The following is a 25,089-nucleotide window of genomic DNA, read 5'->3' as shown; positions in this document are numbered from 1 at the left end:
CCTCATTCATTTCTGCTATGCAGCAGGTTGATTTTCCGCTTAACAGCTTTAACGGCTGCCTTCCGTTATTTTGTCCAGCGGCATATGATTGACATGATTAAGGAAGTGCAGGGCGGCTGTGCCGTTATCCGCGACTTCCACAAGGGATATTGCGGCATGCGCTTGATGGAATCGGATATGGTCGCAGGGCGTTCCGCTCAGCAAAGCGTTCATCAGTACCGAGCCGAAAGCGCCGTGGCATACGACAGCTACACGGGCTTCCGTTCCCATATGGCTCTCGCATATAGCGGCAATGCTTCGTTCCGCCCGGTCGTAACAGCGTTCTCTGGTCTCTGCGGCAAGCTCGGGGTACCAGGCTTCAGGCCATGGATAAGGCTGCTCGATACGAATGCCGGGATACTGCAGCTGGAGCCGGGTGAGGGAAGGGTAATGCTCATTCAGTCCATGCCTCTTCATCGTCTCCGCTGCCAGATGCGTCTCATAGCCGCCTTCGCCTTGAAGCTTCCGCATAAGCGGCCATTCCCGTCTTCCGGTCTCGCAGAGCGAAGGCCAGACATGCCATGGCACTTGCAGCCTGTGATAGATCGGCTGTGCCGTCTGCATCGCTCGCAGCAGGGAACTGGAGTAGATTGCGTCAAGTCCGCCCCATCTCTCGAATTGTTCGGCGACGCAATCGGCTTGCTCCAATCCCAGATCGCTTAGCTGCGGGTCCTGCTTGACCGTGTACCCGTCTTCTTCCTTGGCAGGCTGTCCATGCCTGACGACATACATCATGAAGCTCATATCGCTATTCCTCCTTAATGAGACCGAAATATCTGGCCATCCAGTAGGGATGCAGGAACAAGGTGCCGTCTTCGGCTCTCATGCCGTTGCCGCGGTCCGCCAGGTACGGATTGGAATCGTATTTGGACAACGGCTTCTCGTCATACGGGAGCGGCTCCTTAAGCTGCTTGTAACCGCTCCGTTCCAACTCCTCATCCCACTTCAAGTCGCAGCGGTGGCTGTTGACGACCGGCCAGTGAATGAGATCCAGCGGGAGCTCGGCCATGCTCTGAACGGCCGCTTCAAGCTCGCAGGCTCTTCCCGTAAGCGCTCCGTAAATAATGTTCCATAGCGGCGTTCGCTCGGCCCGCTCATGCTGCCAGTGATGCTCCAGCCCCATAAGATACATGCTGCGAAGCTGAGGGTCCCGCTCGTAGCGCAGGAGAGGAACATAGCTGAGGAATGCAAGGTTGTCGTCGATGTGCGACAAGCGCTGCTCTATTTTCTGACGCATCGTATTCATAGCGTAATGATGCTCTTTAATCAGCTCGCAGTATGCCTCTTCGTAGGCAGCCTCGCCAGTCATATAGGCAGCGGCTTTCAGATGGGACAACAGTTCGAGCGAGTTCACACCGCGCTGTTCCCGCCACTTGTCTTCCCGGTTTAATTGATCCGGCCCCCATACAGCCCATGTCGTTCTTTCGCCATCCTTATCGATCAACTGATAACCGTTGCCCAGTATATGGTCGGCAATGCCCTTGACCGCCCGACGGATCTCTTCCTTCTGAGCTTCGTCAGCCGCAAGGTCGTAATAGAGCGAGTAGGCATAGAAGTGGCCGACCATCTCATCGCTTGACGTCTCTCCCTTCCATTCCCACTCCCCGTCTTCCGTTAGATGCCACTCTGCGCGACCGTTGCCGAACTGGCTCTCCGTGCGGTGACGGATAGCTCTGGCCGTGAAGCCCGGAATATCGGTAATGCCGGTGAGCTTAAGCATAGCTTCAATGGAACGCCAGGCCAGCCGCTTCGCTTCCTCCTCTCCGGTAACGGCGTAACGGAATGACTGCGCCGCTGCGTAATTGGCGGTCCAGAGACCGTCGTTGTCGGATATTTCGACCTCTCCGCTTCCGAGATTGCCTTCCTCTGACAGCAAGCGAATCGTCACATAACCCCTGCGCGTATGGTAATGCTCCACCTGTTCATTGAAGTGAACGGCCTTCTCCTCCAAAGTCATGCTTCTGGTCGATATCCGGCTAATACCCGCAGGTGTGGCGACCCAGACTGTCCCGTCGACGGGGGAGAGCGCGATACTGCGCACCTTCTGATCGGGAAGCCACCTCTTGTAGCCGTAGAATTTCATACGTCCTTCCAGAAGATGCACAAGTCCGCCTGAGGTGCCAATATACACGCTGCCGTCATTCCCCAGACGGATATCCGTGCAGTCGCAACAGGGCAGGCCGTGTCTGTCGTCGAGCACGAACCAATGCTGACGATGATCGTAGACGGCGACGCCCTTATCTGTCGCCGCCCAGATGTGCCCCCATGCGTCGACGGTCATTGCACGAATGTTATCGCTTACAAGTCCGCTGGCGGCAGAGGATATATGGAACCAATGGGGGCGCTTGCCGTCCAGTGCCAGCAGTCCGTCCGCCGTTCCTGCGAATACATGGCCGTCGCCGAAAGCGGCTAACGATGTGGCGGCGTTGGACATGCGGGCAATGCGAGTCCATTCCGCCCCTCTCAAGGCATACAGCGCCTCCGAGGTGCTCGCCCACAATGTGCCCTGGTTGTCCTCGTCCAAGGCAAGTACACTGCCGGGTATAGAGCTGATTGCCCAACTGCCCTCGCAGAGACAGTAGAGTGCGGACTCGCTTGCCGCCCATAGCCGGTCAATGCTGTCGCGGAACAGCAGATGGAATACCGTCCCGCCATCCGCATCCGGCGGGGACGCGTCCACGAAGCGTTCCCCATCGAATCGGACCAGTCCTCCTGCGGTGGATGCCCACGGGACGCCTTGTTCCGAGACGGCAATGCTCAACGCTTCGTCGTGCGGCAATCCGTCCTTGACCGTATAGAACTTTCGCTCCTTCATGGGGTATTTCCCCAGTGTGAGAGAGCTCTTGCATAAGCTCATTCGTGCAGTCCCCCTTGTTCCAACGTTAACTTATTCATTAAATTATTCACACCTTATTATAAAGCAAACTGGAGCAAAATCAACTGTTTCTTGGGAAGAGAATCGTTGACAGTGGGGAGACAAGCGCCTATAATTTGCTTAAAAAGGAGGATGTGAAGGTTGGTAGGCTCGCCAATAAGCTTAATGAATGAGAAAATGGAATGGTGAATGGCTTGAAAAAACGATCATCGCAGCAACAACAGTCCGAGGAGGGAGAATGAATGAAAAAGAAACTCCATATGATTGGAAACGCTCACATTGACCCGGTTTGGTTATGGAGATGGCAAGAAGGCTTTCAGGAGGTCAAGGCAACGTTCCGCTCCGCACTTGACCGCATGAAGGAGTTCGAGGATTTTATATTCACTTGCAGTTCAGCAGCGATGTTCGAATGGGTCGAGCATAACGATCCGGCTATGTTCCAGGAAATCAAAGAACGGGTTGCCGAAGGGCGCTGGGTCATTGTGGGCGGCTGGTGGGTTCAGCCGGACTGCAACATTCCGGGGGGCGAATCCTTCGTCAGGCAAGCGCTTGTCGGGCAGCGATACTTCAAGGAAAAATTCGGCGTAACCGCTAAAGTCGGCTATAACGTGGACAGCTTTGGCCATCATGGGATGCTGCCGCAGCTGCTTCGCGGAAGCGGCATGGACGCTTATGTATTCATGCGCCCGATGCCGCACGAGAAGTCGCTTCCGGGACCGCTATTCCAGTGGGAATCCGATGACGGATCGCGCGTTACTGCCTTCCGCCTTATGTATGAGTATGGAACATGGGGAAAGTCTCTGGAGACGAAAATTCGCCGCATATCGGGTCATCTCAATGATCCTCTGAACGAGCTGATGATGTTCTACGGGGTCGGCAATCATGGAGGGGGGCCGACTATCGAGAATTTAAAAAATATTCTGGAGCTGAACGGACAGCCGGATATTCCCGAGCTTGTGTTCAGTTCGCCGAATGCCTACTTCGAGGCCATTGAGCGGAACGGAATGGAGCTTCCCGTCGTGCATGATGACTTGCAGCATCATGCCAGCGGTTGCTATGCGGTCCATTCCGGCATAAAGCAATGGAACCGGCAAGCGGAGAACAAGCTGATCCTTGCCGAGAAGCTCTCTTCCCTTGCGGAGCGGGCAACCGGCCAGCCATATCCCGACAGCTTCGGCCGGGCATGGAAGAATGTATTGTTCAATCAATTCCACGATATATTGGCCGGTACAAGCATTGAGGAAGCGTACGACGATGCCAGGAACGAATATGGCGAGGCGATGGCGATTGCGGACCGTGCATTGAACTATGCGATGCAATCCGTCTCCTGGAATATAGATATTCCGCAAGAGGAACAGATGAAGCCGCTCGTCGTGTTCAACCCGCATGCATGGTCGCATCCGATGCTGGTGGAGGCGGAAGTAGGCGGGTTGGAGGAGCCTGTCATCGTCGATCCTGCCGGAAGGGAATTGCCGCTGCAGGCATCCTCCCCAAGTTCTACCACGTCCGGCATCAACAAGCGTTACAAGCTCAGCTTTGTAGATGAGCTGCCTTCGATGGGCTATCGGGTGTACCGCGTCTATCGAAAGCGTGAGCATGCAGTCATTGCCAGGGGGGCAGATACGGGCGGCAAGGAGCTGAAGGCTCATCATCACGGCATGGAGAATAGCCGCTATCGTCTGGAGTTCGATCCTTCGACCGGCTATATCTCGGGGCTGTGGGATAAGAAGCTGAGCGTCAACCTGTTCAAGGGAGAGGCGGCAAGGCCGGTTGTCATTGCGGATGATTCCGATACGTGGAGCCATTTCGTCCACCGCTTCGATAAGGAAGCGGGGCAATTCAAGGCGAAGAGCATCCGATTGCTGGAGCATGGCCCGGTGAGCGCGACGATTCGCGTTGTAAGCGAATACGGAAGCTCCAAGCTGGTTCAGGATTTTACGATGTACCGGGAACTCGATGTCATTCATGTGAGAGCAACGGTCGACTGGAGAGAGAGATTCAGCATGCTGAAGCTGATGTTCCCCGTCGCATTGTCCTGCTACCGGCCAACTTATGAAATTCCGTACGGTCATATATCCCGGGAGGCGAACGGCGAGGAGGAACCGGGACAGTCGTGGATCAACTATTCCGGATACATACCGCGAATCGACAAGCCTTACGGCATCAGCATTCTCAACGACAGCAAGTACAGCTTCAGCATGCATAACGAGGTCATCGGATTTACCGTACTCCGCAGTCCGATCTATGCCCATCACGAGCCGAAAGTGCCTGAGCCGGACGGAGAGTACACATTCATCGATCAGGGCATTCAACGGTTCGCTTATTCGCTGCTGCCGCATGAAGGAGAATGGGAAAGCTCAGAGACGGTTAGACGGGCGATGGAGCTGAATCAGCCGCCGGCAACGGTGACGGAGACTTACCATATCGGCTCGCTGCCCCAGGAGAATTCTTATATTGCGGTAGACCGGAGCAACATCGTGGTCATCGCATGGAAGAAAGCGGAGGAAGGGGAGGCCTGGATTCTTCGCTGCTGCGAGACCATTAAGGAAGCGTGCAGGGCTGTGATCAAGCTGCCGAAGTGGAACAGAACAATTGAAGCGGACTTCCGTCCCTGCGAAATTAAGACGTTCCGCATTCCGTACGATGAGCAGCTTCCGGTGGTGGAGACGAATATGCTGGAGTGGGAAGCGGTCCAGCCGAGAGATTGAAGCCTGCATTCGGCTTTCAGATCGAGAGAAGCTCTGCAGTTGCCGGGAGGCATCTGCAGAGCTTGCGGTTCAACCCCAGTATGCGGGAGAAGTGACGGTTGCCTGCCGATTCTCCATATGCTATGGAGCAGCCCAGATGCTCTCCAGTTCATGAATCTCGAGCGACAACAGCTCTCCGGCTCCCTCGCCGGCGAATATACGCAGTCCTTGCGCTTCCGGCTTGGGAGGAATGCTTACCGGCATATAGAGCAGGCCGTCGTTGCCGAATGTCTCCAGAGAAGTGCGGTCGGCAATGATGCGCAGCTTAACTGTGCCATCCGGTCTCTTGCGAAGCGGCGACACGGCCTGACCGCAAGTCACTTGTTCCGCATCCGCATCGTATACGATGGAGGAGCCGTTGGATTCAATCGTCAGCTTGCTGCGCTCATCCGGCTTCCATTCCAGCTCAATGTCCAGCAGCTCCATTCCATGCTCGAGAGGAGCGTGGGAGCCGGTCAATCTTCGGGGACCGAAGCTGGTTACGCCTTGCCTGATGAGGCGAATCTCTCGGATAGGAGTGAGTGCCATCCGAATCCCATCGTCAGTCGTCACGAGTGCCAGCTCGCATGGGAACGTCATGTAGCCGGTGAACGGCATTCCGGGCCAGGAGGTTCCGCGCGCCCAAGACGTCTGTATGACTCTTCCGTCGGAAGCGGGAATATCGCTCCAGGTCTGTGCGGCATAGCTGTTCGCCCCTTCCGGCACAGTGTACATCACGTCGCTCTCCGGGGTGAATATCTCGCCGTCGAAGTCGCCTAGTTGGTAGCCGCCCCTCTTGCATGCCCAGAACACCCACTTGGCGCGAGCTGCATCGCCATCGACAGGCAGCGGGAACAGATCCGGGCATTCATCCATGCCGGGCATCGTCAATCTGCAGGTCATATGCCATTGCTTCAAATCCGGCGAGACGAGGATGCCGTAATCGTTCCCTTCCAGATAAAGCGCCATGACCCAGCGGCGGGTAGGTTCATGCCATATGACCTTGGGGTCGCGATTGCCATCCGCCATGTGCGGCACAACGGGATTGCCCTCGTATTTGCTCCACCCGCCTTGCGCATTGCGATAGGCGAGGCATTGCGTATGCTGCTTGCCCTCTGATAAGGCAGATGTTCCGCCGGCAGCCGTATAAAGCATAACAAGAGGAGAAGCTTCTCCCTCCTGCAAGCCGCTCGTATTATGCCAATCCACTACCGCCGATCCGGAGAACATCGTCCCCATCTTATCGGGATAGAGAGCAATCTCTTGCTCTTGCCAATGCAGCAGATCTCTGCTCACCGCATGCCCCCAATGCATGTTGCCCCAATTCCGGTCATAGGGATTATGCTGGTAGAATAAATGATAGAGTCCGTCAGCATAGACCAGACCGTTCGGATCGTTCAACCATCCGCGTCTCGCGCTGAAATGAAGCTGCGGACGGGAATGCTCCCGATACAACTGTTCGGCATGTTTTATACTGCCGCCTTGCTCCAATGCCCCCAGCTGCTCCTGCTTGCATTCATTGACCGATACGGTTACCTCCTGGTTCCGTAAGGAGCCGATGTCTACGGACATCCAGTAATCCGCGGCTCCGTCAGCGAGCCTAATCGTGAACTGGCGAAGCATGTTCTCACCCTTCATTGTCATCTGCACTTCCGGTTGGCCTTCCTCGATCGGGAAGTGCATATATTTCTCCGTTAGGCGAAGCCTTCTCTCTGCCATAGTCGTCCCACCCTTCCGATACATAATAGAAGCAGGAAAACGGGGAGCAGAGCCGATGCTCTACTCCGCCGCTTTCCGCTTGCCTTCGGCTATTCAGTTGCTATTTTGTTTTTGATAAGCTTCGTTGAATTCCTTCAGAATTTGATCGCCGCCCAGCTCTTTCCAGCTTTGAATCGCTTTGTCCAGCTCGTCTTCCGCAATTTCTCCGGTAATGTATTTGTTCATGGCCGCTTCCACGTCTTTTTCCAATTGCTTGCCTCTCTCATTATATGTCTCCGAATCGATATTCGTCGTCGGATCGAAGATTGCGAACGATTCGCTTTCCGTTTGCAGCTTCTTCACTTTGGAATTTACGGCATCCTCGGCGCCTGGCAGCGCTTTTTTTCCATCGTCGCTTCTGATCTGGAATATATCCTGCGCATTTTTCCCGAAGTCGGGATTCGTGACGATAGCCTTTCCGTCTTCCACTTTATAGTTGACGTCCTCCAGCCCCCAATTGAACAGGTTCTGTCCGTCCGGACTCCACAGCATATCGAGGAAGCCCAGCACTTCCTTCAAGCGTTCTTCGGTTTTGACACTCGTCTTCGGAATCATGTACATGCCGTTGAACCCGCTCGTTCCCTTCGCTCGGCGCACGCCGTCCGGACCTTTCGGATATTGCATCACATCGAGCACCGCAGTCGGGGTCAGCTTCGGCAGCTCCTTGAACAGCTTGTCCACATCGTCAAGCGCTCCGGTTTTAATGCCGATATGGCTCTTGTTCATCTCCTCGGGTTCCTTCAGCAGCAGATAATCGGTAGGGATGACACCGTCGTCGTACATCTTCTTGAACAGCCGGACGACATCTTTGAACGGCTCTGTCAAGAACCAGACATTAATCGTTCCGTCCTCTTCCAGATGCCATTTTTGCGCGACGCCATGCATCGTTAAGAACGCTCTGACGTTGCCGCCCCCGGCGAAGATGCCGTACGTATCGTCCTTGCCGTTCCCGTCGGGATCGTCGTTGGTGAATGCGTAAAGCAGATCGATGAACTCATCGTACGTGTCCGGCGCTTCCAATCCCAGATTGTCGAGCCAGTCCTTGCGGAATATGATGCCTTCGCGCGATAGCGGACGAGCCCGGTAGACGCCGTAGATTTTGCCGTCGACCTTGGTATTGTTCAATACCTGCTCGTTCAAGCCGGCCAGGTTGGGGAATTCCTTCAAGTAAGGACCGACCTCCCAGAACAATCCCGACTTGATGGCGTTATAGATGGGACCGTCCGTCGAGCTGCCGACGACGATGTCCGTCAGGTTTTCGCCGGCGATCGAGGTGGAGAGACGCTCCTTGTACTTGTCCACCGGTACCCATGTGAAGTCGATATCGTATCCGGAGAGCTCGCGCAGCCTCTTAATGTAGGGACTGTCGTCCTTCAGTGTCTCAATATCGTAATTGGACACCGTGATGGATACCTTCTTGCCGGCATTCGATCCGTCTTTCCCGTCGCCCGAGCAGCCTGAGACGACGGACAACAATAACGCTCCCGATAATAGAGTGGATACGAGCTTCCACTTTTTGTTCCGAAGATTCATTGGATTGCCTCCCTTTTCTTTGCTTTGCCGCTTGCACCCTGCCTTATCCTTTGACAGAACCAAGCAGTACCCCTTTCGTAAAGTGCTTCTGCAAGAACGGATAAACGAGAAGAATCGGCACCGTCGAGATGACGATAATGGCATACTTGACGGTTAACGACGGCGGCACGAAGCTTTCGTTGAACAAATCGGAATCTCCCACACCTCCTTGCGCTAATATAACGACCTTCCTGAGCAGTACTTGCAGCGGCCATTTATCGGGATCGCTCAAGTAGAGGACGGCGCCGAAGTAACTGTTCCAATGCCCGACTGCGTAGAACAGGCCGAAGGTGGCGATGGCCGGCATGGACAAGGGAAGCACGATGCGAATCAGAATAAGCAGATCGTTGCAGCCGTCTATCTTCGCAGATTCCTCAATGCCCTCGGGAAGATTCTGAAAGAAGTTCTTCATGACGATCAAGTTGAAAGCGCTGATGGCGCCAGGAATAATTAGCGACCAAAGCGAGTTGAGCAATCCGACTTCCTTCACGATCAGGAAGGTCGGAATCATTCCGCCGCTGAACAGCATCGTGAACAGGATCAGGAACATCATGGTGCGCCGCCCCAGCAGATCCTTCCTTGCGAGAGGATACGCCATCAGAGTCGTGAACACCAGATTGCACAATGTCCCGACGATGGTGACGTATATCGTGACGAAGATGCTCTTCAGCACTGTGTCGGCAGACAAAATATATTTGTAGGCGTCTATCGAAAAGGAATGAGGGATAAGAATAAAGTCGCGGGACAGCACTTCCTCGGGTGCCGTGAACGATGCGGCGACGACGTAGAGAAAGGGGAGTACGGTCATGATGGAAAAGACGGTAAGAAACAGATAATTGGAGCCATCGAAAAGCTTCTCCAGCAGTGAAGCACGGTATTTGTATCTCATGGATTCACACCTCCCAATTTAGAAAATGCCTTCTTCTCCAAATTTTTTGGCCAAATGATTGGAAATGCCGACGAGAATGAGACCGACGACTGATTTGAATAGTCCAACAGCCGTTCCGTAGCTGTAGGCGCCCTTGGCTATTCCCGAAGTGTAGACGTAGGTATCGAATACTTCCCCGACTTCGCGGTTCAAATCGTTCAGCATAAGGAAGATTTGCTCGAAGCCGTTATCCAGGAAGCTTCCCATATGGAGAATGAGCAGTATGACGATGGTGCTGCGTATGGACGGCAAGGTAATATGCCACATCTGTCGGAAGCGGTTCGCGCCGTCGATAACGGCGGATTCGTATTGCTGCTGATCGACGCCGGCAAGCGCCGCCAAATAAATGATCGTGCCCCAGCCCGCCTCCTTCCATATCCACTGCATGACCAGAAGCGGTCTTAGCCAGTCGGTGCTTAGCAGGAAGTTGATCTTCTCGCCGCCCAATTCGCCAATGATTCCGTTAATGACGCCGTTCTGCGTGCCGAACAGCACGTAGACAATACCGATGATAACGACCCAGGAGATGAAATGGGGCACATAGATCATCGTCTGCATGATTCGCTTGTAAGCGGCAATCCGTATCTCATTCAGCATAAGCGCCATGACGATCGGCAGCGGGAAGAAGAAGACAAGCTGGTACACGGCCAAGATGAGTGTGTTGCGGAAGAGCTGGAAGAAGGAAGGCTCTGTGAACAATCTTTCGAAATGGTATAATCCTACCCACTCGCTGCCGCCAATCCCGAGAAACGGCTGATAGTTCTGGAAAGCGATGATGATGCCGTACATGGGAATGTACTTGAATACGATAAAAAATAAAACACCGGGCAACAGCATAAAATACAGCCAGCGATTTTTGATAATGGACTTCACAGGGCTTGGCTTGTACTTCGGGTTAGGCTTCAAGGAAACTTGTGTGTTCAAAGGATCACCTCGCAAGCTTGAAATAATGACTCCCTACTGACAGCGCTTACAATTAAACTGGATGATACAGTGGCAACGACAGCAATTGTGATAAGAAAGCCCCCTTTTTCTTTTGTTTAAAGATTAAGTAAATTAAACGAGCGATAGAACTGCAGTGACGCGAATATGGACAGTATATAGCCATAGACAAGCGCTGTCAACCGTAAAACTGGAGGATTATGGGTGTGCTACGGATAAGCTGGCATAGTCGCCGACTTGCTCTCCCAGCCCGGCCGGCACAATTCTGCAGCTGGCCAAGGCTTGCGGCAGCGCCTCCCGCCGCAGCTGCTCCATGACGAGCGGCTCCAGCAGAGCGCGCTGTCTGGCATAGATGCTGCCGATGACGATGATCTCCGGATTCAGCAGATCGATCAGCATAGCCAGCCCGTTGCCCAGCTTCGTCCCCACAATACGATAAATGTCGAGTGCGAGCGGATCGCCTTGCTGTGCGGCTTCGCTTACCGACTTCGCGGTGATGCCATCGAGCTGACCGAGATGAGGGCAGAATAGCGGAGCCTCTCCCGCCGCCAGCCTGTCCCGGGCCATCGTCCGCGCCAGATTGGCGATGCCGCCCCCGCTGCAGAAGCCTTCGAAGGAGCCGTTCTTCCCATAGCCTATAGGTCCGTCGGGAGCAAGGCGGATATGCCCCACTTCGCCGGCCATATCATTCGTGCCGGAATAGAGCTGCCCGCCTAGAATAAGGCCCGCCCCCATGCCGGTTCCGAACGTAAGGAATATCATATTGTCCGCGCCGCGGCCGGCTCCCCACTTCCATTCTGCGAGCGCGCAAGCGTTGGCATCGTTCTGCAGGGCGACGGGAGCTCCGAAGGCGCTGCTGATCGGGGAGATGACATCGATGCGGTCCCAATGCGGCAGGTTGGGAGGGGAGAGGACTAAGCCGCGCTTGCTGTCCAGCGGCCCGCCGCAGCTGATGCCCACCGCATCCAGCTTCGTTATGCGATGGCGCTCCATGATCAGGCGCAGGCGCCGAATGAAGTCGGCAACCGCATCTTCGGGCGACGGCATAGTGGGGTACATAACTTTGTCGATAATGCTCACTTCGCCCTGTCGCACCTTTCCGATTACGACAGCGCATTTGGTTCCCCCAATGTCAATGCCGCCGATAATTGTATCCATTGCATATCAGCCTCCTATTGGTCTTAGTAGCATAATTCCTCTAATTTCCGGAACGATAGAGCGTGACGTATGACTAATTTCCGGATGGCAGAGCGTGGCGTATGACCCGAAGCAGCATTCGTAGATTCAACTTGTCTGACTGCCAATAACTGGATTCCATGTCATTATCGTGCTCGAGTTGCTCCTGCTTGCCGTAAATAACTGGATTCCATGTCATTACTGTGCTCGATCTGCCCCTGCTTGTCGCAAATAACTGGATTCCATGTCATTACTGTGCTCGATCTGCCCCTGCTTGTCGCAAATAACTGGATTCCATGCTGTTAATTCGGCCGATAATGGGAATATTGTGCGATTTGGCCTGATTTAACTGCACGAATTCCATTTGGAGCGAATGCAACGACGGTTTCAGCTTTATTTCATGACAAAAAATCCATTTAGCAGTCCGCCGCACGATTTTGAAAGATGTTGGCAGTTATTATCTCAATCAGTAAGATTAATAACTCCATAGTAGCAGGAATTTCCAAGTTGTCAAATGAAATCGGCAGAATGATTTCCGGTTTTCGCCGCGATTATAATCTTTACAAGTACGGAGATTGCAGCTATACTGAAATAAATTTAATCAATAAGATAATAAGGAGGGCAAAATGAAGGAGCTAACGAGCGTGTTGTTCGACTTTGATGGAACACTGTCTACGCTGCGATCCGGCTGGGAGGAAGTAATGGCCCCTTTCATGAAGGAGTGCATTAGGGGAGCCGCGCAGCTGGAGCCGGAAGAAGATGCTGCCCTTGATCGTGAAATTGAGGACTACATCAATGAGTCCGCCGGCATTCAGACGGTCTATCAGATGCGCTGGCTGTCGGAGACGGTGCGCCGCAAAGGATGGAACGGGAAGGTGCTGGACGAGTGGTCCTATAAAGCGGAGTACAATCGACGGCTGCTGGAGAGGGTGGAGAAGCGGCTTAATTTGATAGAGAAGGGTGCGGAGCGGCGCGAGAACTATTTGATGAAAGGGGCGCTGCCCTTTCTGAAAGCGCTTCAGGAGCGGGGCGTCGCGATGCTGATCGCCAGCGGCACCGATCATCCCGATGTGCTGAGGGAAGCCGAAGCGCTTGGCGTTGCGGGCTTCTTTCGAACGATCGCGGGAGCGCCGGTAGGCAAGGCGGAGTGCTCCAAGGAGAAGGTGCTGGCGGAGCTGATGGACAATAGTGGACTGTCTGCACGACAGCTGGCCGTTATCGGCGACGGCAAGGTGGAGATCGGGCTTGCCCGGCAGCGGGGAGCGCTGGCGCTGGGACTGGCCAGTGACGAGAGGCGGCGGGAAGGCGTCAATCCCGTTAAGCTGACCCGGCTGCAAGCGGCCGGCGCGGATTGGATAGCGGGCGATTTTCAGAATATGGAGGAGTGGCTGGGCAGGCTGGAGCTGTAAAGAGGGAGAGGTGAGCCAGTTGAGAGAGAGGAATTACGGCTGTCGCATCGTCTCGGATATGACGTTCAAGCGGCATCGGGCAGTGGTACTGGAGAATGAGAAGCTTCAAATATGGCTCCTTCTTGATCGCGGAGGCGAGCCGGCAAGATGGCTGCACAAGCCTAGCGATACGGACTTCATCTGGCAGTCGAGGCTTGGCTTCCAGCCCCCGCATGCGCTGTATCCCGATTATCAGATGACCTATCCCGGCGGCTGGCAGGAGATGATTCCGGAAGTCAGCTATACGCATGAGTATCGCGGTGCGCTCGTTCATCGGGGCGAGGCGGCTGTCGCACCTTGGGAGATGAGCGTTATTCAGGACGAGGCGGAGGAAGTGCGGATCGCGCTTACACATCAGCTGCGCTCGCTTCCGCTGCATATTCGCAAGGTGATTGCGCTCCGAAGCGGCGAGGCGACGGTCAGAATAGACGAGACTGTAACCAATGAAGCGCCTGTCGCCTTGGAGACGAACTGGGGATATCATCTCGCCTACGGCGCCCCCTTCTTGCAGCCGGGAGCCGAAGTCGCTTTCCCGCCGGGAGCCGAGGTGATCCATCCCGTTACAGGCAGCCGATGGCCGTGGCCCGAGGCGGAGCAAGACGGGGAATTCGTTGACCTGTCGCGGATGGCACCTGCCGGTACGAAGCGCGAGCTGCTTGCGATTCGCGCGCCGGAGGGGCGATACAGCGTCCATCAGAGGGAACAGAGCGGACTGGGACTTGAAGTACGCTGGGATAACGCTGTATGGCCTTACGTATGGTACTGGCAGAACTTCGCCGCCGACCGGGATGCGCCTTTCTTCGCATGCGAATACAATATCGGGCTGGAAATGTTCAACGTGCTCCCGAAGCTTACGCTGGCGGAGGCGGCGGCGAGCGGTCAGGCACTGCAACTGGAGCCGCACGGCGCCATAAGCTCCTGGCTGGAAATTCAAGTGAAGGAGGCACAGTCATGAAAACGCATGCCAGGCTTTCTTTCCAGAGTGTGAAGACGAACTCTGTGTTCACGCGCAAAAATTTGGTGACGATCGCCAATATGGCTCAGCCATACACGGATGAGATTTCACCCTGGCCGGTGCAAGGCAATGAAGAGTCGGCTTTCGCCGGGCTGGTCGACCGGATTGTGGAAGCGAGAGCGGCAGGAAAGCCTGTCATCTGGTCAATGGGGGCGCATGTCATCAAGAACGGGATGTCGCGTTACGTCATCGAGATGGTGAGGCACGGCATCTTGACGCATGTCTCCGGCAACGGGGCTACGAGCATTCACGATTTCGAGCTGGCCTTCCTGGGGGAGACGTCGGAGGATGTGGCGGCTTCCATCGAAGACGGCTCCTTCGGCATGTGGGAGGAGACGGGGAAGTACATGAACGAAGCGGTGCAGCACGGGGTGACTCGAGGGTGGGGCTATGGGGAGAGCCTATACCGCTATCTGGAACGGAATCCGCAGCGCTTCCCCCATTACGAAGACTGCGTGTTCGTGCAATGCCAGCTGGCGGGCGTTCCGTACACTTGCCATATCTCCATCGGCACGGATATTATCCACCAGCACCCCATCGTTGATTTCGAAGCGCTCGGCGCCACAAGCGGCCGTGATTTCGATTCGATGTGCAGCTCCATTGCGGGGTTAGCGGACGGCGGCGTCTTCCTCAACTTCGGTTCCGCGATATCCGGGCCGGAAATTTTCCTGAAGGCATTGAGTCTGTGCCGCAACAAGGGATTGCCCATGCGAGACATTACGGCGGCCAACTTCGATATCGTGCCGGTATGGGCGGATACGGCGCCAAGCGAGGAACAATCGGAATATTATTATCGGCCGCGCCGCAATATGATCGATCGTCTGCAGAAGCTGGGTGGGGAAGGGCTGCTGTTCCACGGGCTGCACGACCGGACGATCCCGCAGCTGTTCAGGCGGGTGCTGCAGCGGAAGCAAGAGCTCGAAGCCGAATTCGTACCGCCCGGCAAGCCCCTGCCGCCTCACAGGAACGAGCACCTGCTGTATCCCGTATCGTCAAGGCCCGACCGTCTGCATGCGAGCGGAATCGGGAAGCTTGACGAGCTGCAGGAGAAGGGCTGGAGCGGCGAGGCCGATCCGGCCTTTCGAGAATGCCTGTCCGCATTGGAGCGGTCCAGGCAAGAGGGACGTTCCATACTCGTCAATCTGGGCGGCAATGTCGTAGGCAGCGGTATGAATTCGGCGCTGATCTCTCTCATACGGCGCGGTTATATTACCCATCTCGCGCTGAACGGCGCGGCCGCTTTCCAGGACTACGAGCTGGCTGCGTTCGGGCATACGGAGGAGGACGATTCCGACTCGCTGCAGCGTGGCCGGCTGGGCATGTGGAAGGAGCCGGGGGAGCGAATGCACGATTGCCTGAAGCGGGGTTACGCGCAGGGACTGGGCTATGGCGAGAGCTTGATGAAGGACATGGAGGACAGGGGAGAGCTGTATCCGTATAAGGCGTATAGTCTGATCTTCGCTTGCCTGGAGCAGGGCATCCCATGTACGGTCCACATTACGCTGGGAACCGACGCTATACAGCAGCATCCCGATGTCGATTACGGCATTCAGGGCGGCGCAAGCGGCAGGGATTTCCGCATCTATGCACATACCGTGTCCGGTCTGGACGGCGGAGCATTCCTTAACTTCGGCTCCACCGTCACCGGGCCGGAGGTGTTCCTGAAGGCGTTGTCCATCTCCAGGAATCTGGGGCATACCGTCAGCCGCATTATGACGGCGAACTTCGATATTGTGCGTCTGGGAGACTACCATGCGAAGGTAGGCTACGAGGATTGGGATTACTATTACCGGCCCAGGAAAAATATTATTCACCGCCCGACAAGCCTGGGCGGGAAGGGTTATCACTTTGAAGGGCTGCACAGGGAGACGATCGCCGCGCTCGGGCGCATGCTAAATCCGTAGCACGGGGCATGTCCGGGGTTCGGGGCACTACAGGCTTATTCCGCGACGTAGCCCCTGCGGGCGGCTTCGTAGACGTCCTTCAACGGGATGCCGCTTCTGCGCGCGGCCGCTTCACAGTCCGCATATTCCGGGGAGAACTGCACCACTTTGCCGTTATGCATGGCGATCTTGACCGTGATGGCCCCCCAAGGTGTGTCGACTTGCTCGAAGTAACGTTCAAGTCCCTTGCAATCCGTCTTCATGTATCGAAGTCCCAATGTCGTCGTTTCCTCGAAAATGACGGTTTCAATGGCTTCGAGAAGGCTGTTGCGGACCAGAACGTTCAATAGCAGACCCGGACGCCCCTTCTTCATAATAATGGGAATCCAGTAGACATCGTGGGCGCCCGCAGCCATCAGCTTCTCCGCCACATAGGGGCACAGCTCGGGGTTCATGTCGTCGATATTGGTCTGTACATGCACCATATCATCCTTGCCATGTCCGTTGTCCATCGGGATGGATGCCATGTCATCTCCTCCTTGGAATGAATGATCGAACAGGAATGAGCCAGATCGTCGTTGAATAAATATAATCATTAAGAAAATTAACTCTGCCAATTTGAATTTGATTATAAGGCGCGGCGTCGGATTGGTCAAACATTTTCTGCATTCTTCTGCTTTTTTACTTGTCTTTCGTACTTGTCTTTCTTACTTGTCTTTCGTACTTGTCTTTCTTACTTGTCTTTCGTACTTGTCTTTCTTACTTGTCACCCTTATGGTGAAGCAGCGGATATAAGGATTGGACGGTTGGTATGTCTGTCTGTAACGGTTGCGACGGAGCTTAATTGGCTCAGACAGGGCAAATTTGCAGGCTTACGGTCGTCCTGGCGCTTATGGAGCCGGGAAAGTGAGGTATCGGACGTCATTACATGAAATAAGCTCCATAGCGACCGTTACAGCAAAAAAGTGGGATTTGGGGACGCAATAAGCTCGATGGCAACCGTAAGAGCGTTGAATGGAAGCGTTGAACGTCGAACAAAAACGTCGAAGGGAAGCGTTGAACGTCGAACAAAAACGTCGAAGGGAAGCGTTGAACGTCGAACAAAAACGTCGAAGGGAAGCGTTGAACGTCGAACAGAAACGTCGAAGGGAAGCGTTGAACGTCGAACGGAAACGTCGAAGGAAAGCGTTGAACGTCGAACAGAACGTCGAAGGGAAGCGTTGAACGAAAACTTCCGAAGAACAAACGGTAAGCCTGTCTACCGTCAGGGTGATTTATTCCAACAATTCCTGCTATATGCTTGCGAAATTAGTGTGCTTTGCAAAACATTCGACCACTCATCATTGAATAGCTTTGATAAAAAAGCGGACGATCATCATTGAATGGCTTTGATAAAAACGCGGGCAATCAGCATTAAATGGCTTTCGATAAAGGTTTTCTTAATGATCATAGTAAATAGCCGATAGTTATAGTATGATGGTTGGTAAATACGGATAAAGGAATATGGAGTGAATATGAACGCGAAATCAGGTTATTTGAGACAAGTGAAGCAAAGCAATTTATCGCAAGTGTTGAAGTGCATATGGAGCATGGAGCCGGTGTCGCGAATCGAACTGGTCGAGAAGACGGGACTGACGTCGGGGACGATCACCAACCTTACCCAAGATCTCATCAAGGTGGGGCTGCTGCGGGAAGAGGAGCTCTCTACAGGCCATGTCGGACGCAGAAGGGTCAATCTGAGGCTGAACCCGCAACGTTTGAAAATGATCGGAATCGATATCGGCAGGACGTCTTATGAAGTGGTTATCACCGATCTGACCGGCCAGACGCTGCGCTCGACTGAGCATCCCCTCTCCGCATCGGATACGCCGGAGCAGGTATTATTCGCCGTATCGGCCTCCCTTAAAGGGATGACAGCGGACATGGGATTGCAGCAATCGGATATACTGGGGGCGGGACTAAGCATACCGGGACCGATGAACCTGCAGGAAGGTACGCTGCTCGTCCCCCCCAACTTCGCAAGCTGGGAGTACTACCCCGTCAAGCGTGAGCTGGAAGCACGGCTGGGTATGGACATTCTTATGAATGACGACGCCCGCACGTCGGCGCTGGCGGAGAGATGGTTCGGTTATGGCCGGAAGGAGCCGAACTTCGTATACGTGACGATGGGGCAAGGCATTGGCGGCGGCATTGTCTCGGATGGAGAGGTGCTGCAGGGCTCCAACGGATTGTACGGGCAGGTGGGCCATATTACGGTGATGCCTGACGGTGAGTTGTGCGAATGCGGCAATACGGGCTGTTGGGAGACGGTAGGCTCCATTCCCGGCATATTGCGCCGCTGGGCGCATGGAGCTGGTGCAGAGCATAAGACGATTGACGACTTCTTCACTGCGGTGAAGGAAGGCGAGCCGAGAGCGGAGCGCTGCCTGGAGTCGACGCTTAAAGTGATGGAGTCCACATTGACCACCTTGTTCAATGTGTACGATCCCGATCTCCTCATATTGGGCGGCAAGCTGTATCCTTATCTGCAGGGCTATCTGCCCCGCATCCAAAATCATGTCAAAGCAAGCGTATATCCGTTCTTCCAGCACCGGGTACGCATCGAGTCGGCTTCCTTCGGCGCCTCGCAGAGCGCAGTGGGCGCAGCTTCGCTAGTATTCGGAAGCTTGATGGAGCGTCCGCTTGACGTGCTGGAAGGGCTCCGCTCCAATGAAGGAGCATAAACAGCTGATCGCCTTATCGGGCGACGGGCGGCATTTTCCTCTATAGGGGAATGCCTTGTTTATATTACTTAATGAATAAATAAATTTAACCGGCAAGAGCTTTATTATGCTGGGAAAGGCGGGACTGCCAGATGAAAGAGAACGATATTGTGAAACGATTGATTGACAAATATCCCGAGCTCGCCGTCTGCAAAGGGGATATCGAGCGTGCGGCTGAGGCGCTTATCGCATGCTACAGCGGCGGCGGCAAGCTGCTGGCGTGCGGCAATGGCGGCAGCTCGGCGGACAGCGACCATATCGTGGGAGAATTAATGAAGGGCTTTATGAGCCGGCGGCCTCTGTCGTCCGAAGCGCGGGAACGATTCGCAGCCATGTATCCGGATGAGGGTGAGTATTTGGCGGAACATTTGCAGGGGGCGCTGCCCGCCATATCGTTGTCCGGATCGGCCTCTCTCACAAGCGCATTCGGCAACGATGTAGCGCCGGACATGATCTATGCGCAGCAAGTGTTCGGCTACGGCGGGAAAGGGGATGTGCTGCTCGGGATCAGCACGTCGGGCAACTCTGCCAATGTCATTCGCGCTCTGCAGACGGCGAAGGTGCAGGGTTTGACGACGATTGGCCTGACGGGCAGAAGCGGAGGGAGAATGGCGGAGCTGTGCGATATCGCGATCAGGGTGCCATGGGATTCCACACCGGATGTACAGGAGCGCCATCTGCCTGTCTACCATACGTTATGCGTGGTGGTGGAGCAGCATTTCTTTGGCCATTAAAGCATTTGAGACCGTCTTGGTGTTCAATAAGGGAGGAGAGTAGTTATGTTTTTGACCGAGGAGAAATTGAGGAAGCGCATCGATGAGCTGAGACGATACCGCTATGACCGGACTTATTCCATTCCGATTGACACTTATCGCTTCTGGGAGGATGAAGAGGCGGATATCGGGGCAATGCCGCCAGCCGATGCGATATGGTCGAATATCTCGGTTGGAGACCGATGGGAGGGCTGGGACAAGACGGTGTGGCTGCAAGCGGAATGCGCAATTCCCGAAGCATGGGCGGGCAGGAAGGCGGTCGGGCTGTTCGATATCGGTAAGACGGGCGGCGGGAACACGACGGGATTCGAGTCCCTGCTCTATTTGAACGGCCAGCCTTACCAGGGAGTGGACAGCAATCATCAGGAGGTGCTGCTGCCGCAGGAGCTGACGGGGCGGAGGGTGAATCTTCTATTTAAAGTGTGGAGCGGCATTTACGGCTGGACGAACGACAGAATTCCCCTTGTCCAGCAGTTGAAGCGTTCGGAATTGACTGTGGTTCACGAAGCGGCGGATGATCTGTATTTTACGGCGGAGGCGGCATATCGTACGGTGCTTGTGCTCGACAAGAACAGCTGGGAGCGCCAGCAAATATTGAAAGCGCTTGACCGCGCTTTCCTGCTGTTGAACTGGAGGAAGCCGGGCGACGAGGCCTTCTATTGTAGTGTCGGGCAAGCGTGCAGCCAGCTGAAGGAAGAGCTGGGCAAGCTCCCGAAGCATCATGCCGTGAAGGTGCGCTGCATCGGCCATAGCCATATCGACGTGGCCTGGCTGTGGCGGCTTCGGCATACACGCGAGAAGGCTGCGCGCACATTCTCCACCGTTCTCCGGTTAATGGAGCAGTTCCCGGAATATGTGTTCCTGCAGTCGCAGCCGCAGCTGTATGCCGATCTGGAGCGGGACTACCCGGACATCTTCGAAGGAATCAGGCAGCGCGTGCAGGAAGGGCGCTGGGAAGCGGGAGGAGCGATGTGGCTGGAGTCCGATTGCAACGTTCCGTCGGGCGAATCGCTGGTCCGCCAGTTGCTGTACGGCACCCGCTATTTCGAAGCAAAGTTCGGCGCGGCCTGCCGTTATTTGTGGCTGCCGGATGTGTTCGGCTACAGCTGGGCGCTGCCGCAAATTTTGAAGAAGTGCGAGATCGATACGTTCATGACGACCAAAATCAGCTGGAATGTGTACAATAAAATGCCCCATGACACGTTCATATGGCGCGGGATAGACGGCAGCGAGGTGCTGACGCACTTCATTACGACGCCGGACGCCCATAACTTCAAAGCGGACAATGTGTTCAAAAATTTCTACACCTACAACGGCGAGGTGCTGCCTGAGACGGTGACCGGCATATGGAATGCTTATCGAGACAAAGAAATCAACGACGATCTGCTGTTGGCATACGGCTGGGGAGACGGAGGCGGCGGACCGACCCGCGATATGCTGGAAATGCGCAGAAGACTGGAGCATATGCCGGGACTGCCGACGGTGACGACCGGCAGAGCGGATGAATACTTCGAGGAGCTGATCCATACGGTCAACGAGACCGATCGATACGTGCATCGCTGGGAAGGCGAGCTGTATTTGGAGCTTCATCGCGGCACCTACACATCGCAAGCATACAACAAGCGAATGAACCGGCGGCTGGAGCAATCGCTGCGCAGCGCGGAGATGATTGCATCGGTGGGCTGCTCCGCCGTCACGGCCGCATCCTACCCGCAGAGCAGGCTGCACGAGGCATGGACGATCGTCCTCCGCAATCAATTCCACGACATCCTGCCTGGCTCGTCCATCACGGAGGTGTACGACGATTGCCGGCAGGAATATGCCGAAGCGGAAGCGCTGGTTAAGGGAGTGCTGGAGGAAGGATTGAGCTTGCTCGCCTCTTCTGTCATCAAGGGGGCGGAGCCGGGCTGGCTTCTCTTCAATTCGCTTGGCTGGGAGAGAGACGAGTCGATCGAGCTGCCATGGTCGAAGGAGTACGCGGGCAAGCGGTGGAGAGATGGCCGCGGCCGGCTACTGGAGGCGGAGCGGATTAGCCGGGAGGGGGGCGATAGCTTGCTGCTCCATGTACGAGGCATACCGGCTAACGGGTATGCAACGGTCAGCTATGCTTCCGAGGAGGATGATGATGGAGGATTAGAAGGGGATGGAGCGATTGTGCTGACCGAGGGAGGAGCATCCACACCGTTCTATGACATTCGCTGGAATGAGGCAGGCCAATTGACGCGGCTATACGACAAGCTCCGGAAGCGGGAGGTCATCGCCGAAGGCTGTGCGGCCAATCGGTTCGATGTGCATGAGGATAAACCGGCAGAGCATGAAGTATGGGAGATCGACCTGTTCTATAAGGAAAAGGTCGTTCATATCGACGATTTGCAATCGGTCGAGGTAATCGAGCGCAATCGGCAACGCGCAGTCGTCCGATTCCAATGGCGCTACGGGGAGACGGCGTTGAAGCAGGATATGACGCTGTATGCGAATTTGCCCCGAATCGACTTCGCGACTCATGTGAACTGGCGGGAGCGCCAGCAACTGCTGAAGGTTGCTTTTCCGGTAGATGTACGTGCTGCGGAGGCGACGTACGAGATCCAGTTCGGCAATGTGAAGCGGCCTACCCACTGGAATACGAGCTGGGATTATGCTCGGTTCGAGACGTGTGCACAGAGCTGGGTGGATTTGTCGGAGCGGGGCTTCGGCGTCAGTCTGATGAACGATTGCAAATACGGACACGATGTGTTGGACAATGTGATGCGCATTACGCTGATCAAGTCCGGTATCGCGCCCGATCCCTATGCGGATCTGGGTGAGCATATGTTCACGTATTCCATCATGTCGCACGGGGGCGACTGGTTCGAGGGCGGTACGCTGCAGCAAGCGCAACGGCTGAATGCGCCGGTTGCCGCTGTCAAGCTGCCGGATGAAGCGGCGGCGGATGGGCTGCAGCGTGAAGCAAGCTTCATCCATTGCGCCAGCCCCAATATTGTCATCGATACGTTCAAGAAGTCGGAGGACGATGAGCATTGGATTCTGCGCTGTTACGAAGCGGCGGGACAGAAGGGCATAGCGTCCTTCGGCAGCTGGTTCCCGATCGGCTCGCTGCAGGAGGTTAACATGCTTGAGCGCAACGGGGCGGAGATGGCGTTCGCGGAGAAGGAATTCCAGGCTCTGTTCGGCCCGTACGAAGTGAAGACGTTCAAAGTCGGTTGGCGTTAGCGGCAGCAGTTTGTCCCAATGAGGAAGGAGTAATGCTTGTGATAGAGACTAACAAAGAGATTGGCGGCAGCATAGAGGCCGGCCCGCTTTCCCGGGAGAAGGTCATGGCGATATTGGCGGGCATCCAAGGGCTGAAAGCGGGCATTATCGGTGACAGCTGCCTGGATATTTATTGGCAGATCGATATGACCCGCAGCGAACTGTCGAGAGAGACGCCGCATTACACGCTGCCCGTCGTAGGAGAATCCTTTACTCCCGGGGCTGCGGCCAATACGGCAGTCAACTTGAAGAAGCTTGGTTGCTCGGAAGTGAAATTATGCAGTATTATTGCCGATGACTGGCGGGGAAGGATTTTGCGGGAGAAGCTGGAGGAGAGCGGCATCTCATGCGAACACGTCGTGCTAAGCAAGGAGGGCAGCACTCCGGCATACTGCAAGCCTATTCTGCATGGCTTGCAGGATACGGTTCAGGAAGCGCCTCGCATCGACTTTATCCATGCGAGCAGTTGGCCGGAGTCGATTGTCGGTCAAGTCATCGATGCGGTGGATGCGATGGCTGCGCAAGTGGACGTCATCGGAGTGACGGATCAACTGGTCGGCGGCGTCGTCGGCGATGCCGTTCGCAGGCGGTTGTCGCATTGGGCGGAGCGGGGCAAGCTGGTTGTAGCCGACAGCAGGGAGCATATCGGCTCCTTCTCCGGCTGCATTGTGAAGCCGAACGAGGTTGAAGCTCCGAGAAGCGTAGGCATGGTTATGCCGGATGAGAATGCGCCACTCGAGGAGTGGATGGAGATCGGCCGGCGATTGTCTTCTCAAGTAAGCGCCCCTTGCTGCCTGACGATGGGAAGCAGGGGAGCGATCTGGATAGAGGAAGGCACGGCGACGGCCGTCCCTACATTGCCGGTGAAGCCGCCGCTGGATGTGGTGGGAGCGGGTGATTGCTTCGGCGCATCCTTGATGTCTGCGCTCGGAGTAGGTGCATCGGGAGCGGAAGCGGTCGCATTCGCTCATCTTGGCGCCGCCGTATCTGTCAAGAAGCTGGGCGGAGTCGGCCACGCCAGTCCTGAGGAAATCATGGAGCGGTACGACGAATGCGTGAAATGAGAGGAGGGTTGGCGAATGGTGGTCAGCTGTATGGTTGAAAGTAGCTATGTAACGAAAATGAGCGATAGCGCTCGAAAAAAGCCCGCAGTCGGCGTCCATGTGAGAAAAATGAGCGATAGGCTGGCGTAAGAGAGGTCGGTTGCTCGGTAGAAGGTAGCTATGTAACGAAAATGAGCGATAGCGCTCGAAAAAAGCCCGCAGTCGGCGTCCATGTGAGCAAAATGAGCGATAGGCTGGCGTAAGGGAGGTCGGTTGCTCGGTTGAAGGTAGCTATGTAACTAAAATGAGCGATAGCGCTCGAAAAAAGCCCACGGTCGGGGTCCATGTGAGCAAAATGAGCGATAGGCTGGCGTATGGGAGGTCGGTTGCTCGATAGAAGGCAGCTATGTAAACAAAATGAGCGATAGCGCTCGAAAAAAGCCCACGGTCGGGGTCCATGTGAGCAAAATGAGCGATAGGCTGGCGTATGGGAGGTCGGTTGCTCGATAGAAGGCAGCTATGTAACTAAAATGAGCGATAGCGTTCGAAAAAAACCTCGGTCGGGGTCTATGTGAGCAAAATGAGCGATAGGCTGGGCGGATGGGAGGGAGCGGACCGATAGATCCGCTCTTTATCGCTAACAAATGGATTTAACCTGAAACGACGAGAAGTCCCCCGCCTCTAAACAACATTGCTCACCAAGTGAGAGTGTAGGCGGGGGATGAATCGACGACCTCCGTGAACGTACTTGCACAGCATTGAAGCGGATTCTCATTCGTGTCGTCACTAGGAAAGGGGTCTCTCACACTTGTCTTAGGAACATATGTTTGGTAAAATGAGAGAGAACATATATTGCTACGGGAGGTGCCCGATGATTCGCGTGATGAAAACAAACTTCCG

The 25,089-nt window shown here is 55.1% G+C and carries 17 protein-coding genes; 9 read left to right on the top strand and 8 right to left on the bottom strand.

Annotated features, from left to right (window positions below):
- Positions 1–48: 48 nt before the first annotated feature.
- Positions 49–783 (bottom strand): histidine phosphatase family protein, encoded by a 735-nt coding sequence (locus M6D81_RS28855; protein WP_262680817.1) that lies wholly within the window; start codon positions 781–783, stop codon positions 49–51.
- 4 nt (positions 784–787) lie between these two features.
- On the bottom strand, positions 788–2,896 hold the full coding sequence (locus tag M6D81_RS28850) for a ligand-binding sensor domain-containing protein (protein ID WP_262680816.1): 2,109 nt from the start codon (positions 2,894–2,896) through the stop codon (positions 788–790).
- Between the two features lie 260 nt (positions 2,897–3,156).
- On the opposite strand from M6D81_RS28850, the gene M6D81_RS28845 reads away from it, so the two are divergent.
- Positions 3,157–5,622, top strand: a complete 2,466-nt coding sequence (locus tag M6D81_RS28845; protein ID WP_262680814.1) for an alpha-mannosidase — start codon at positions 3,157–3,159, stop codon at positions 5,620–5,622.
- 120 nt (positions 5,623–5,742) lie between these two features.
- Here the strand turns inward: M6D81_RS28845 and M6D81_RS28840 are convergent, their stop codons facing one another.
- From M6D81_RS28840 to M6D81_RS28820, 5 genes are all read right to left on the bottom strand, one after another.
- A complete protein-coding gene (locus M6D81_RS28840; RefSeq protein ID WP_262680812.1) occupies positions 5,743–7,359 on the bottom strand; it encodes a glycoside hydrolase family 32 protein in 1,617 nt (538 codons plus the stop codon).
- A gap of 93 nt (positions 7,360–7,452) precedes the next feature.
- Positions 7,453–8,931, bottom strand: a complete 1,479-nt coding sequence (locus M6D81_RS28835) for an extracellular solute-binding protein (protein ID WP_262680810.1) — start codon at positions 8,929–8,931, stop codon at positions 7,453–7,455.
- Between the two features lie 43 nt (positions 8,932–8,974).
- Positions 8,975–9,859, bottom strand: a complete 885-nt coding sequence (locus M6D81_RS28830; protein WP_262680809.1) for a carbohydrate ABC transporter permease — start codon at positions 9,857–9,859, stop codon at positions 8,975–8,977.
- Positions 9,860–9,877: 18 nt separating this feature from the next.
- A complete protein-coding gene (locus M6D81_RS28825) occupies positions 9,878–10,822 on the bottom strand; it encodes an ABC transporter permease (RefSeq protein WP_262680807.1) in 945 nt (314 codons plus the stop codon).
- 216 nt (positions 10,823–11,038) lie between these two features.
- Positions 11,039–11,998 carry an ROK family protein gene (locus M6D81_RS28820; protein WP_262680805.1) on the bottom strand — a complete coding sequence of 320 codons (960 nt, stop codon included), beginning with the start codon at positions 11,996–11,998 and terminating at the stop codon, positions 11,039–11,041.
- Between the two features lie 644 nt (positions 11,999–12,642).
- On the opposite strand from M6D81_RS28820, the gene M6D81_RS28815 reads away from it, so the two are divergent.
- From M6D81_RS28815 to M6D81_RS28805, 3 genes are read left to right on the top strand one after another with little or no spacing between them, the layout of a single operon-like run.
- A complete protein-coding gene (locus tag M6D81_RS28815) occupies positions 12,643–13,425 on the top strand; it encodes an HAD family hydrolase (protein ID WP_262680804.1) in 783 nt (260 codons plus the stop codon).
- Positions 13,426–13,444: 19 nt separating this feature from the next.
- Positions 13,445–14,419: a DUF4432 family protein gene (locus M6D81_RS28810; protein WP_262680802.1), complete on the top strand. Its 975-nt coding sequence runs from the start codon at positions 13,445–13,447 to the stop codon at positions 14,417–14,419.
- A complete protein-coding gene (locus M6D81_RS28805; protein WP_262680800.1) occupies positions 14,416–16,383 on the top strand; it encodes a GSU2086 family protein in 1,968 nt (655 codons plus the stop codon). Before M6D81_RS28810 ends, M6D81_RS28805 begins: the two co-directional genes overlap by 4 nt.
- Before the next feature lie 35 nt (positions 16,384–16,418).
- Here M6D81_RS28805 and larC2 read toward each other — a convergent pair whose 3' ends face one another.
- Positions 16,419–16,889 carry a nickel pincer cofactor biosynthesis protein LarC2 gene (larC2, locus tag M6D81_RS28800; RefSeq protein ID WP_262680798.1) on the bottom strand — a complete coding sequence of 157 codons (471 nt, stop codon included), beginning with the start codon at positions 16,887–16,889 and terminating at the stop codon, positions 16,419–16,421.
- Between the two features lie 487 nt (positions 16,890–17,376).
- On the opposite strand from larC2, the gene M6D81_RS28795 reads away from it, so the two are divergent.
- The 5 genes from M6D81_RS28795 (at position 17,377) to M6D81_RS28775 (ending at position 24,210) form a co-directional block, all read left to right on the top strand.
- Complete coding sequence (locus tag M6D81_RS28795) at positions 17,377–17,586, top strand: hypothetical protein (RefSeq protein WP_262680796.1); 210 nt, start codon at positions 17,377–17,379, stop codon at positions 17,584–17,586.
- Positions 17,587–17,876: 290 nt separating this feature from the next.
- Positions 17,877–19,085, top strand: a complete 1,209-nt coding sequence (locus M6D81_RS28790; RefSeq protein WP_262680794.1) for an ROK family transcriptional regulator — start codon at positions 17,877–17,879, stop codon at positions 19,083–19,085.
- A 131-nt stretch (positions 19,086–19,216) separates the two neighbouring features.
- Positions 19,217–19,858 carry a D-sedoheptulose-7-phosphate isomerase gene (locus tag M6D81_RS28785; protein WP_262680793.1) on the top strand — a complete coding sequence of 214 codons (642 nt, stop codon included), beginning with the start codon at positions 19,217–19,219 and terminating at the stop codon, positions 19,856–19,858.
- Positions 19,859–19,903: 45 nt separating this feature from the next.
- A complete protein-coding gene (locus tag M6D81_RS28780; RefSeq protein WP_262680791.1) occupies positions 19,904–23,107 on the top strand; it encodes an alpha-mannosidase in 3,204 nt (1,067 codons plus the stop codon).
- Positions 23,108–23,145: 38 nt separating this feature from the next.
- Positions 23,146–24,210, top strand: a complete 1,065-nt coding sequence (locus M6D81_RS28775; RefSeq protein WP_262680789.1) for a bifunctional heptose 7-phosphate kinase/heptose 1-phosphate adenyltransferase — start codon at positions 23,146–23,148, stop codon at positions 24,208–24,210.
- Positions 24,211–25,089 lie beyond the last annotated feature (879 nt).

The sequence above is a fragment of the Paenibacillus sp. J5C2022 genome, assembly GCF_025567625.1.
Classification (GTDB): Bacteria; Bacillota; Bacilli; order Paenibacillales; family Paenibacillaceae; genus Pristimantibacillus.
This window is presented reverse-complemented; position numbering and strand designations above follow the sequence as displayed.